Annotated in this window: 11 protein-coding genes, 1 pseudogene and 1 riboswitch; of the genes and pseudogenes, 9 read left to right on the forward strand and 3 right to left on the reverse strand. The window is 71.6% G+C overall.

Annotation, left to right across the window (positions count from 1 at the left end; genetic code table 11):
- Positions 1 to 65 precede the first annotated feature (65 nt).
- The 8 genes and pseudogenes from NEH16_RS27165 to NEH16_RS27200 all read left to right on the forward strand — a co-directional run bounded on the left by NEH16_RS27165 (position 66) and on the right by NEH16_RS27200 (position 6,652).
- Positions 66 to 968, forward strand: coding sequence for a DUF881 domain-containing protein (locus NEH16_RS27165; protein ID WP_079193047.1), 903 nt, complete (start codon positions 66 to 68; stop codon positions 966 to 968).
- Entirely contained in the window at positions 965 to 1,297 is a 333-nt protein-coding gene (locus tag NEH16_RS27170) for a small basic family protein (RefSeq protein WP_003970459.1), read from the forward strand. Before NEH16_RS27165 ends, NEH16_RS27170 begins: the two co-directional genes overlap by 4 nt.
- Complete coding sequence (locus NEH16_RS27175; RefSeq protein WP_374215599.1) at positions 1,297 to 2,049, forward strand: DUF881 domain-containing protein; 753 nt, start codon at positions 1,297 to 1,299, stop codon at positions 2,047 to 2,049. The genes NEH16_RS27170 and NEH16_RS27175 overlap by 1 nt, the downstream gene beginning before the upstream one ends.
- A 190-nt stretch (positions 2,050 to 2,239) precedes the next feature.
- A pseudogene (locus NEH16_RS27180) lies at positions 2,240 to 2,994 on the forward strand (FHA domain-containing protein).
- A gap of 44 nt (positions 2,995 to 3,038) precedes the next feature.
- Entirely contained in the window at positions 3,039 to 3,779 is a 741-nt protein-coding gene (locus NEH16_RS27185) for a MerR family transcriptional regulator (protein ID WP_265545517.1), read from the forward strand.
- Positions 3,780 to 3,832: 53 nt separating this feature from the next.
- A complete protein-coding gene (locus tag NEH16_RS27190) occupies positions 3,833 to 4,309 on the forward strand; it encodes a bifunctional nuclease family protein (protein ID WP_026171779.1) in 477 nt (158 codons plus the stop codon).
- Positions 4,310 to 4,476: 167 nt separating this feature from the next.
- A complete protein-coding gene (locus NEH16_RS27195; protein WP_265545519.1) occupies positions 4,477 to 5,094 on the forward strand; it encodes a MerR family transcriptional regulator in 618 nt (205 codons plus the stop codon).
- Positions 5,095 to 5,185: 91 nt separating this feature from the next.
- The gene (locus tag NEH16_RS27200; protein WP_265545520.1) at positions 5,186 to 6,652 is read left to right on the forward strand and encodes a DNA polymerase IV; all 1,467 of its coding nucleotides are present in this window, start codon (positions 5,186 to 5,188) and stop codon (positions 6,650 to 6,652) included.
- On the opposite strand, the gene NEH16_RS27205 is transcribed toward NEH16_RS27200, so the two are convergent.
- Positions 6,577 to 6,945, reverse strand: a complete 369-nt coding sequence (locus tag NEH16_RS27205; protein ID WP_073969026.1) for a PRC-barrel domain-containing protein — start codon at positions 6,943 to 6,945, stop codon at positions 6,577 to 6,579. The two genes, NEH16_RS27200 and NEH16_RS27205, sit on opposite strands and share 76 nt — an antisense overlap.
- Positions 6,946 to 7,061: 116 nt before the next feature.
- Positions 7,062 to 7,159: riboswitch (glycine riboswitch) on the forward strand.
- Between the two features lie 193 nt (positions 7,160 to 7,352).
- On the opposite strand from NEH16_RS27205, the gene gcvP reads away from it, so the two are divergent.
- Positions 7,353 to 10,238 carry an aminomethyl-transferring glycine dehydrogenase gene (gene gcvP, locus NEH16_RS27210; protein WP_265545522.1) on the forward strand — a complete coding sequence of 962 codons (2,886 nt, stop codon included), beginning with the start codon at positions 7,353 to 7,355 and terminating at the stop codon, positions 10,236 to 10,238.
- Positions 10,239 to 10,310: 72 nt separating this feature from the next.
- Here the strand turns inward: gcvP and NEH16_RS27215 are convergent, their stop codons facing one another.
- Both NEH16_RS27215 and NEH16_RS27220 read right to left on the reverse strand, forming a co-directional pair.
- On the reverse strand, positions 10,311 to 10,517 hold the full coding sequence (locus NEH16_RS27215) for a DUF5999 family protein (protein ID WP_073969024.1): 207 nt from the start codon (positions 10,515 to 10,517) through the stop codon (positions 10,311 to 10,313).
- 321 nt (positions 10,518 to 10,838) lie between these two features.
- Positions 10,839 to 11,435 (reverse strand): hypothetical protein, encoded by a 597-nt coding sequence (locus NEH16_RS27220; protein WP_073969023.1) that lies wholly within the window; start codon positions 11,433 to 11,435, stop codon positions 10,839 to 10,841.
- Between the last annotated feature and the right edge of the window lie 91 nt (positions 11,436 to 11,526).

An 11,526-nucleotide genomic window follows, 5' to 3' on the forward strand; every position in this document is an offset into this window, starting at 1 on the left:
GCGGCCGAGCCGTCATCGGTGGGGCCATTCGGCGTAAGCCGCCGCGACATGCGACGATGTGCGGCATGTCGCAGCAGCCCCCAGGCCGGACCACGGATCCGCCGCCCAAGCGCCCCGACGCGTCCATGTTGCTGCTGACCAATGTGATGGAGCACAGCCTGGACGACGGCTACGCCGAAGCGGCGGCCCGCCGGGAGGCCGAGGGGCGTGCCGGCATGCCCCGTACGCTCAAGGCCAAACTCGGTCTCGCCGCCTGCCTCGTCCTCGCCGCCCTGGTCGTCACCCTCGGCGCGGCCCAGGCGCGGGTCACCGCGCCGGTCCTCGCCAAGGAGAAGCAGGAGCTGATCGACCGCATCGACGCCGAGACGGACGCGGCCGACACCCTGGAATCCCAGGTGGAGGAAGTCCGCGACGACGTCAGCAGCCGCCAGCGCAAGGCCCTCCAGGAACACGGGGGAGACCAGGCCGAGCTGGTGGCGCTGCTCTCCGGGGCCACCAGCGTGCACGGGCCGGGGCTCAAGGTCGTCGTGGACGACGCCGAGGACACCGACCAGGGCGGCGGCGGACCCCGCGAGACCAGCGGCTTCTCCGACACCGGGCGGGTCAGGGACCGTGACATGCAGCGCGTCGTGAACGGGCTGTGGGAGTCCGGCGCGGAGGCCATCGCGATCAACGGACAGCGGCTGACCGCCCTGTCGGCGATCCGGGCCGCGGGCGACGCCATACTGGTCGACAACAAACCGCTCGTGCCCCCGTACTCGGTGCTCGCGGTGGGGGACGGCAAGAAGCTGGCCGCGGCCTTCAAGGACAGCGCCGACGGCCGCTATCTGCAGGCGCTCAAGGACAGCTTCGACATCAGGACCGCCATCTCGGTCCAGGAGAAGCTGAGCCTTCCGGCCGCCCCGAGCCTGATCGTACGGACAGCAGAGCCATACAAGGCCGCAGACACAGGGAAGGGCACATCGTGATCGCCGTACTGGGCCTCGTCGTGGGAGTCGTGGTCGGACTGTTGGTCCGGCCCGAAGTTCCGGCGGTGGTCGAGCCCTATCTCCCCATCGCCGTCGTCGCCGCGCTCGACGCGGTGTTCGGCGGGCTGAGGGCCATGCTCGACGGCATCTTCGTCGACAAGGTCTTCGTGGTCTCGTTCCTCTCGAACGTGGTCGTGGCGGCCCTCATCGTCTTCCTGGGCGACAAGCTGGGCGTCGGTGCCCAGCTCTCCACGGGTGTGGTGGTCGTGCTGGGCATCCGGATCTTCTCCAACGCCGCGGCGATCCGCCGGCACGTCTTCCGGGCCTGATGCCGATGAGCAACGACGACTTCAAGCAGGAGTTCACCGGGCGGCAGCGGCTGATCGCCGGTCTCTGGCCGCCCCGGGTGACCCGCGCCCAACTCATCGTCGCCCTCCTGCTGTTCGGCCTCGGCCTCGGGCTCGCCATCCAGGTGCGGTCCAACAGCGACAGCAACGCCCTGCGCGGCGCGCGCCAGGAGGACCTGGTGCGCATCCTCGACGAGGTGGACGACCGCACGCAGCGGCTGGAGGATGAGAAGCAGCGTCTCGACGCCCAGCGCACGGAGCTGGAGAACAGCTCCGACCAGGCCGAGGAGGCCCGGAAGCAGACGGTCGAGAAGGAGCGGCAACTCGGCGTGCTCGCCGGGACCGTGGCGGCCCACGGCCCCGGGATCACCATGACGGTCAACGACCCCGGCGGCGCCGTGCGGCCCGACATGCTGCTCGACGCCCTCCAGGAACTCAGGGCGGCCGGCGCCGAGGCCGTCGAGGTCAACGGGGTCCGTGTGGTGGCCAATACGTACTTTTCCGGTGACGCGGGCGCCGTGAAGGTCGACGGGCGCAAGATCACCGCCCCGTACGTCTTCAAGGTCATCGGCAAGCCGCAGGATCTGGAACCGGCGCTGAACATCCCCGGGGGTGTGGTGCAGACGCTGGAGAAGGAGCAGGCCACCGTGCATGTGCTGCGGGCCGACGACATTGTCGTGGACGCCTTGCGACCGGCGGAGCGGCCTGACTACGCTCGGTCGTCGGGCCAGTGATCCCCGGGCGCCCGGGCGTCGGGGAACACGAGCGGACGGTTGCGGGGGGTCGCCGCATCGTAATCGTGGCGCGTGGTGGAAACTGTCGAGTGGATACGGACGTTGTGAAGATGTCCGGGTCGGCAGGTGTGTTCATTCAGGGTTCGTCCTGCCCCACGGGCGGGTCTGTTTCGGTCAAGGGGAATCGCCCGTGAAGTTGTTTGGGAAGTTGTTCGGCAAGAGCGCCCGCGATGAGAACGCACGTCATCGCGCGCCGCGCCATGGTCAGCCCGACGAGCAGAGCGCGGAGCGCCCGCTCTTCCGTGACCAGGTGACAGGCCAGGGGGTGACTACCCGGGCGGTCCCGGCGCGTCGTCCGTTGACCCTGCCGGTCCCGGCCGCATAGGTTTCGGAGCCCCGAGCCAGGAGGCTTCGTCCATGCCGGTGTGTACGAGGTGCGGCCACCGCAACGCCGAGGCCAGCCGTTTCTGCTCCAACTGCGGCGCCCCGCTGCGCGGCGGGGTCCCGGAGCGCGCCTCGGAGACGACGTCGACCATCTCGATCTCGGGCCTCGAGGCGTACGAGGCGGAGGCCACCGGCCAGACCGCCGTGCCGTCGCTGTCGCCCGAGGCGCAGGCCGCCGTCGACGCCCTGCCGCTCGGCTCGGCGCTCCTCGTGGTGCGCCGCGGTCCGAACAGCGGCAGCCGCTTCCTGCTGGACGGCGAGCTGACCACGGCCGGCCGCCACCCGCAGAGCGACATCTTCCTGGACGACGTGACGGTCTCGCGCCGTCATGTGGAGTTCCGCCGGGGCGCCGACGGCAGCTTCACGGTCGGGGACGTCGGCAGCCTCAACGGCACCTATGTCAACCGTGAGCGGATCGACTCCGTCGCCCTGTCCAACGGGGACGAAGTGCAGATCGGCAAGTACCGGCTGGTCTTCTACGCGAGCCAGCGGGGCATCTGACCCGCCCCCGGACACCGTCCGGGGGGAACACCCCAGGAAGGTCCATGCTGAGAACACCGAGCGGCGGTGCCCGACAAGGCACCGCCGCCGACGGCCGGCCGATGAGCATCGGCACGGTGCTCCTGCAGCTGCAGGAGGAGTTCCCCGAGGTCACCATCTCCAAGATCCGCTTCCTGGAGGCCGAAGGGCTGGTCGAACCGCAGCGGACCCCTTCCGGTTACCGCAAATTCGTCGCCGCGGACGTCGAGCGGCTCGCCCAGGTGCTCCGGATGCAGCGGGACCACTATCTGCCGCTGAAGGTCATCCGCGAGCATCTGGACGCCCTCGCCCGCGGCGAGCAGGTGGCCCTGCCGTCCCCCGACGGGGAGCCGCGGCAGGCGGACGGCGAACAGGCCGGGCTGCCGGGCCGGGCCACGGCAGCCCGGATCGGGCGCGCCGAGCTCCTGGTCGCCGCCGAGGTCACCGAGAGCGAACTGGACGACTGGGAGTCGTACGGCCTGGTCGTCCCCGCGGCGGACGGCGGATACGACGCCGACATGGTGACCGTCGCCAGGCTTGTGGCGGAACTGGGGCGATTCGGTCTGGAACCTCGTCATCTGAGGGCCGTGCGGGCCGCCGCCGACCGGGAGGCCGGGCTCATCGAGCAGATGGTCGCACCGCTGCGCCGGCACCGGAATCCGCAGACCAGAGCGCATGCCGAGGCGACCGCGAAGGAGCTGGCGGAGCTGTCCGTACGGCTGCACTCCGCGCTCGTACAGACCGCCTTGCGGGTACGGCTGCGCTGAAGGCGGACCAGCCCGACTACCCAAACCTGCCGGGCACGTCCTAGGGTTGCTGTGTGAACGAGCTCGACGTTGTGGGTGTCCGGGTGGAAATGCCCTCCAACCAGCCGATCGTGCTCCTGCGTGAAGTGGGAGGCGACCGGTACCTCCCCATTTGGATCGGTCCTGGTGAGGCGACCGCGATCGCCTTCGCCCAGCAGGGCATGGCTCCGGCCAGGCCGCTGACCCATGATCTCTTCAAGGATGTGCTCGAGGCCGTCGGCCAGGAGCTCACCGAGGTCCGGATCACGGACCTCCGCGAAGGGGTCTTCTACGCGGAGCTGGTCTTCGCCGGCGGTGTCGAGGTGAGCGCGCGGCCCTCCGACGCCATAGCCCTCGCCCTGCGGACCGGCACGCCGATCTACGGCAGTGACGGGGTGCTGGACGACGCGGGGATCGCGATCCCCGACGAGCAGGAGGACGAGGTGGAGAAATTCCGCGAGTTCCTCGACCAGATCTCTCCGGAGGACTTCGGGACGAACAACAGCCAGTGACGTCTTCGGCCGCGGCCACCGGCACATCCGATGAGCCTTTCCCCGTCAACGGTCACGCGAAACCACCCTCAGGGTGATTATCACTCGGCGTGCCGAGTGTGGCGATCGTTGACGCACCCCGGGTGACTGCCTACCTTCGAGTGGGCAGGTCAAGGACGGAGGTCGGCGTGAGAAGCAGCGGCGACGGTACGGCAGCGGGTGCGCCGTATCCGCAGCAGGGGAGTACGGCCGACCGGACCATCAGGCAGTCGGCGGCACCGGCTGCGGTGGCGGGGGACGGCATGGCATCGGCCGACGACATCGGTTACCGCGGGCCCACGGCGTGCGCGGCGGCGGGGATCACGTACCGGCAACTGGACTACTGGGCGCGCACCGGCCTCGTGGAGCCGAGCGTCCGACCGGCGTACGGATCGGGCACCCAGAGGCTCTACAGCTTCCGGGACGTCGTCCTGCTGAAGATCGTGAAGCGCTTCCTCGACACCGGAGTGGCGCTCCAGAACATCCGGACCACCGTCCAGCACCTGCGGGCCCGGGGCTTCCAGGACCTGGAGCGGATGACGTTGATGAGCGACGGGGCCACGGTCTACGAGTGCTCCTCGCCCGCCGAGGTGGTCGATCTGCTCCAAGGCGGCCAGGGCGTCTTCGGGATCGCCGTCGGCGTCGTGTGGCGGGACGTGGACGCCGCCCTGTCGCAGCTGCACGGGGAGCGCGTGGACACCGGTGAGACGCTGATCGGGCACAACCCGGCCGACGAGCTCGCGCGGCGCCGCAACCGGGCCGTCTGAGCTTCCGAGAGGGCGCCCAGGGGCGGGAATCGCGGGAACCCGGGCCTGATCGGGCGGCGATTGTCAGTGCCGTAGGGCAGCATCGGCTGGTGTGAGAGCCGCGCCCACCATCCTGCATCTGGACATGGATGCCTTCTACGCCTCCGCGGAGCAGGCGGCGAAGCCCAGCCTGCGCGGCAAACCGGTCGTGGTGGGCGGGCTCGGGACGCGCGGGGTCGTCGCGACCGCCTCGTACGAGGCACGGCGCTTCGGGGTGCACTCGGCGATGCCGATGGCCCAGGCCAGACGGCTCGCGCCGAACGCCGCCTACCTGGTCCCGCGCTTCACGCTGTACCGCGCGGTGAGCGACCAGGTCATGGAGCTGCTCGGCCGGCTCTCGCCGCTGGTGGAACCGCTCAGCCTGGACGAGGCGTTCGTGGACCTCGAAGCGGGCGGCACCGCCGACGACACCGCCTCCGCCCTGGAGATCGGCCGGGAACTGCGCGAGGCCATCCAGGCGGTCACCGGACTGAGCGGGTCCGTCGGGCTCGCCGGCTCCAAGATGCTCGCCAAGATCGCCTCCGAGGAGGCCAAGCCCGACGGCATACGCCTCATCGAGCCCGGCACCGAGCGGGCGCACCTCGCGCCCATGCCGGTGCGTACCCTGCCCGGCGTCGGCCCCGCCACGGCGGACCATCTGCGCCGCGCCGGGATGACGACGGTGAACGACCTCGCCGAGGCGGGCGAGGCGGAGCTGATACGGCTGCTGGGCAAGGCGCACGGGGCCGCGCTGCACCGGATGGCCTCCGGCTTCGACGACCGGCCCGTGGTCGCGGAGCGCGACGCGAAATCCGTCTCCGTCGAGGACACCTTCGAGGTGGACCTGCACGACCGCGTCCGGGTCCGCACCGAGGTGGAGCGGCTGGCCGACCGGTGCGTCCAGCGCCTGCGCGGCGCCGGGCGCTCGGGGCGCACGGTGGTGCTCAAGGTGCGCCGGTACGACTTCTCCACGCTGACCCGCTCCGAGACGCTGCGCGGCCCCACGGACGACCCCGCGGTCGTCAGGGAGGCCGCCGCCCGGCTCCTGGAGGCCGTGGACACCACCGGCGGGGTGCGGCTGCTGGGCGTGGGCGTCACCGGGCTCGCCGACTACACCCAGGAGGACCTGTTCGCCCAGGCCGCCGGTGAGCGGGCGGCGGCAGCCCCGCCGGAGGACGGCGACGTACCGCCGGAGGACCCGGGCGGTCGAGCGGGACCCGCAGAGCCCGGGGCGGGGCCGGAGGAGGCCGCCGAGCAGCTCGCGGCGCGCCGCTGGCCGGCCGGGCACGATGTGCACCACGAGATCCACGGACACGGCTGGGTGCAGGGGAGCGGGGTCGGGCGGGTGACGGTCCGGTTCGAGGAACCGGGGGCCCGGGCGCCCGGGAGGGTGCGCACGTTCCGCGTGGACGACCCCGCGTTGCGGGCCGCCAACCCCCTGCCGCTCGTCCCGGACCCGCCGGACTACTCCTCCTGGCCCGCCAGCCGGCCGAAGTCGCGGTCCGGGGCCGGGGCGCCGGGGGCGGCGTCCAGGCCGTAGTGCCGGTAGAGCTGGAGCTCCTGCTCGGGGGAGAGGTGGCGGCCCACGCCGAAGTCGGGCGCGTCCTTGATCAGCGCCCGGTCGAAGGGGACGCGCAGCGTGTCCTCCACGAACTCGCTCGGCTCCAGCGGGACGAAGGCGTCACGGCTGAAGAGGCCGGTGCGCACGGCCGCCCATTCGGGGACCCCGGTCGCATCGTCGAGGTACACCTCGTCCACGGTCCCGATCTTGGTGCCCTTGCGGTCGAAGGCCTTGCGGCCGATCAGGCTGCGCGGGTCGATGTCGGTCTGCACGGTCCCTCCCACACTGGTCGCGGCTGGTCCACAGGGACTACAGAAATGCAGTTCCGTGCTCTTGGCCACTCGAGAATTCTCGTCGTGTACCCCGCTGGTAGGCTGGTCATGGCTGCTGACCCCGTGCGGGAGAGTCGTCCGGAGCCCATCCGGAGGACGCCGAAGGAGCAAATCCTCCCCGGAATCTCTCAGGCCCCCGTACCGCACGGACGAGGTCACTCTGGAAAGCAGGGCGGGTTGCGCGCGGCCGATGGGCCGCAAGGAGCCTCTCCCTCACCGACGGTGAAAGCCGGCGCCCGTGTGGCGCCGGTGAAGCTCTCAGGTTGAGATGACAGAGGGGGAGGCCGTCAGGGCACCCGACGCCGCGGTGCCCCTCGCAGGTCGTGACAGACCAGGAGGCCTCCACCATGACCCCCCGTCGCACCCCGCTCACGCAGCTGGAACAGGGCATTCCCTTCGAGCAGCGCCACATCGGCCCCGACGCCGAGGCGCAGGCGAAGATGCTCGCCCAGGTCGGTTACGGCTCGCTGGACGAGCTGACCGCGGCCGCCGTGCCCGACGTGATCAAGAGCGCCGAGGCGCTGGCCCTGCCGGAGGGCCGGACCGAGGCCGAGGTGCTGGCCGAACTCCGCGGGCTCGCCGACCGCAACCAGGTCCTCGCCCCGATGATCGGGCTCGGCTACTACGGCACCTTCACCCCGCCGGTGATCCTGCGCAACGTCATGGAGAACCCCGCCTGGTACACGGCCTACACGCCGTACCAGCCCGAGATCTCGCAGGGCCGCCTCGAAGCCCTCCTGAACTTCCAGACCATGGTCGCCGAGCTGACCGGCCTGCCCACCTCCGGCGCCTCGCTGCTCGACGAGGGCACCGCCGCCGCCGAGGCCATGGCGCTCGCCCGGCGCGTCGGCAAGGTCAAGAACGGCGTCTTCCTGGTCGACGCCGACACCCTGCCGCAGACCGTCGCCGTCATCGAGACCCGCGCCGAGCCGACCGGCGTCGAGGTCGTCGTCGCCGACCTCACCGAGGGCATCCCGGCCGAGGCCGCCGAGCGCGGCGTCTTCGGCGTGCTCCTCCAGTACCCCGGCGCCTCCGGGGCCGTCCGGGACCTCAAGCCCGTGATCGACCGGGCGCACGAGCTGGGCGCGATCGTCACCGTCGCCGCCGACCTGCTGGCCCTCACGCTGCTCACCTCGCCCGGCGAGCTGGGCGCCGACATCGCCGTCGGCACCACGCAGCGCTTCGGCGTCCCGATGGGCTTCGGCGGCCCGCACGCCGGCTACATGGCGGTCCGCGACACGTTCGCCCGCAGCCTGCCCGGCCGCCTGGTCGGCGTCTCCGTGGACGCCGACGGCAACAAGGCGTACCGCCTGGCCCTCCAGACCCGCGAGCAGCACATCCGCCGCGAGAAGGCCACCAGCAACATCTGCACCGCCCAGGTGCTGCTCGCCGTCATGGCCGGCATGTACGCCGTCTACCACGGCCCCGAGGGGCTGCGCACGATCGCCCGGCGCACCCACCGCTACGCCGCGATCCTCGCCGAGGGCCTGCGCGCCGCCGGGGTCGACGTGGTGACCGGCTCCTACTTCGACACGCTCACCGTCCGCGTCCCCGGCAGGGCGGGCGAGGTCGTCGCCGACGCCCGGGAGCGCGGGGTCAACCTGCGCCTGGTCGACGCCGACACCGTCTCGCTGGCCTGCGACGAGACCACGACCCGTACCCAGGTCGCCGCCGTCTGGGCCGCCTTCGGCGCCGACGGGGACGTCGAGGCGCTGGACGCCACGACCGAGGACGCGCTGCCCGAGGCGCTGCTGCGCACCGACACGATCCTCACCCACCCGGTCTTCCACCAGCACCGGTCCGAGACCGCGATGCTGCGCTACCTGCGCAAGCTCGCCGACCGCGACTACGCGCTGGACCGCGGCATGATCCCGCTCGGCTCCTGCACGATGAAGCTGAACGCGACCGCCGAGATGGAGTCCATCACCTGGCCCGAGTTCGGCGCGCTGCACCCGTTCGCGCCCGCCGAGCAGGCCCAGGGCTTCCTGACGCTGATCCGCGAGCTGGAGGAGCGGCTGGCCGAGGTCACCGGTTACGACGCGGTGTCCCTCCAGCCGAACGCCGGATCGCAGGGCGAGTTCGCGGGGCTGCTGGCCGTCCGCGCGTACCACCGCGCCAACGGCGACGAGAACCGGACCGTCTGTCTGATCCCGTCCTCCGCGCACGGCACCAACGCCGCGAGCGCCGTGATGGCCGGTATGAAGGTCGTCGTCGTCAAGACCGCCGACGACGGCGAGGTCGACATCGAGGACCTGCGCGCCAAGATCGCGCAGTACCGCGACGAGCTGGCCGTGCTCATGATCACCTACCCGTCGACGCACGGCGTCTTCGAGGAGCACGTCGCCGACATCTGCGCCGAGGTGCACGACGCCGGCGGCCAGGTCTACGTCGACGGCGCCAACCTCAACGCGCTGGTCGGCCTGGCCAAGCCCGGCCGGTTCGGCGGCGATGTCTCGCACCTCAACCTGCACAAGACCTTCTGCATCCCGCACGGCGGCGGCGGCCCCGGCGTCGGCCCGGTCGGTGTGCGCGCGCACCTGGCGCCGTACCTGCCCAACCACCCGCTCCAGCCCGCGGCGGGCCCGGAGACCGGTGTCGGTCCGATCTCGGCGGCCCCGTGGGGCTCCGCCGGCATCCTCCCCATCTCGTGGGCGTACGTACGCCTGATGGGCGGCGAGGGGCTGAAGCGCGCGACGCAGGTCGCCGTACTCGCGGCCAACTACATCGCCAAGCGTCTCGAACCGCACTACCCGATCCTGTACAACGGCCCGGCCGGGCTCGTGGCGCACGAGTGCATCGTGGACCTGCGCCCGATCTCCAAGGCGACCGGCGTCAGCATCGACGACGTCGCCAAGCGGCTCATCGACTACGGCTTCCACTCGCCGACCATGTCGTTCCCGGTCGCCGGGACGCTGATGATCGAGCCGACCGAGAGCGAGGACCTCGCGGAGCTGGACCGGTTCTGCGACACGATGATCGCGATCCGCGCCGAGATCGAGAAGGTCGCTTCGGGGGAGTGGAGCGCGGACGACAACCCGCTCGCCAACGCCCCGCACACCGCCGCCGCGCTCGGCGGGGAGTGGGAGCACGCGTACAGCCGCGAGGTCGCGGTCTTCCCGGCCGGTGTCTCGGCCGCCGACAAGTACTGGCCGCCGGTGCGCCGGATCGACGGTGCGTTCGGTGACCGCAACCTCGTCTGCTCGTGCCCGCCCCTGGACGAGTACGACAACTGACGCGGACATGCGTCGGGGCCGGTGCGGAGACTTCTCCGGGCCGGCCCCTTCTTCTCTTTCCGTACGGTCCGCTCAGGCGGCTTTGACGACCCGGCTCGCCGCCAGGGGCCTGTGCGGGGCGATGATCTGCCCGTCCGGAAGCAGCTCACCGGTGTCCTCGAAGAGCAGGACGCCGTTGCACAGCAGGCTCCAGCCCTGCTCCGGGTGGTGGGCCACCTGGCGGGCGGCCTCCCGGTCGGCTGAGTCGGCTGTCGGGCAGGGTGGCTGATGCTGGCACATGGATGGGTTCTTTCGCTGCGTCGAGTTGAGTGACCTGCGGTGTGAAGAGGTGTTCATGACCGCCCCCGTATCGATCGGTCGAATCCCAGTGTTGCCCCACGGGCGTCAATCCGCAGGGATTTCGCCGCAGCGCTTCCACTCCTCCCATGACGCGTCACCCGCCCGGACGGTTCAACTCAACTGCACTGTCACTTCGGGTGGTTCGGGGTGGCCGGATGGGACTAGTCCGGATGGGCGGGGTGTCGTACGCGCGACCGCGTGCTGTGCCCCGCCGCCGGACGGGGCGACGGGGCACAGCACGCGGAGCGGACGGCGGCCGGCTCAGGCCGGGGCCGGCGAGCCCAGCAGCGGACCGGGGCCCGGCGTGATCCGGGTGGTGATCACCGGCAGCAGGTCGGCGGCCCGGTGCGGCCGGTGGGCGGCGAAGCCGGGAGGCGCCGGGGACAGCGGCACGAGCACGTCGTCCGGGCCGGGCGCGCCGCAGGAGGCGTCCGCCGTGGGGTCGCCGTGCAGCCACAGGGCCAGCATGTACAGGTCGGGAATGGACAGCAGCCTCGGCTGGTAGGGGCCGCTCATCCCCTCCGCCTGACGCAGCGCCAGTTCCGTCGAGGCGATGTACGGGCCCTCGAAGAAGTGCGAGAAGGTCCAGCCGTCCGCGGTGAGCATGGTGTCCGCCGCCGCCACCGCCCGTTCCGTGCTGCGGATCTGGAAGCGCCAGGCGGCGAGCCGGGTGGCGGGTGCGAGGTCGCCCGGGGCGATGCCCAGCACATGGACGGGCAGCGGGTGTTCGGGGCTCAGCGGTCCCTGTGCGGACCGCAGGGCGGGCGTACGGGCCTCGCGGACCGCGGTCGGTGAACCGAGCGCGGCGAGAACGCTGCGCAGCGCGGGCGCGGGGGCCGGGGGAACATGCAGCGGCATAGTGGGTCGCCTCTCACTTCGGAGACACGGTGGTGCGCGGGCGGGTGCGGACGGCGTTGTCGGCGTGCGGGGCCAGAGGAGGCCGGTGACT

Origin of the sequence: Streptomyces drozdowiczii (assembly GCF_026167665.1) — a bacterium.
GTDB classification, from domain to species: domain Bacteria; phylum Actinomycetota; class Actinomycetes; order Streptomycetales; family Streptomycetaceae; genus Streptomyces; species Streptomyces drozdowiczii_A.

Coding starts and splice junctions, on each gene's coding strand:
- NEH16_RS27215 (WP_073969024.1), bottom strand. CDS start 10,517: ATGTGCCAGCATCAGCCACCCTGCCCGACAGCCGACTCAGCCGACCGG.
- NEH16_RS27165 (WP_079193047.1), top strand. CDS start 66: ATGTCGCAGCAGCCCCCAGGCCGGACCACGGATCCGCCGCCCAAGCGC.
- NEH16_RS27175 (WP_374215599.1), top strand. CDS start 1,297: ATGCCGATGAGCAACGACGACTTCAAGCAGGAGTTCACCGGGCGGCAG.
- NEH16_RS27185 (WP_265545517.1), top strand. CDS start 3,039: ATGCTGAGAACACCGAGCGGCGGTGCCCGACAAGGCACCGCCGCCGAC.
- NEH16_RS27220 (WP_073969023.1), bottom strand. CDS start 11,435: ATGCCGCTGCATGTTCCCCCGGCCCCCGCGCCCGCGCTGCGCAGCGTT.
- gcvP (WP_265545522.1), top strand. CDS start 7,353: ATGACCCCCCGTCGCACCCCGCTCACGCAGCTGGAACAGGGCATTCCC.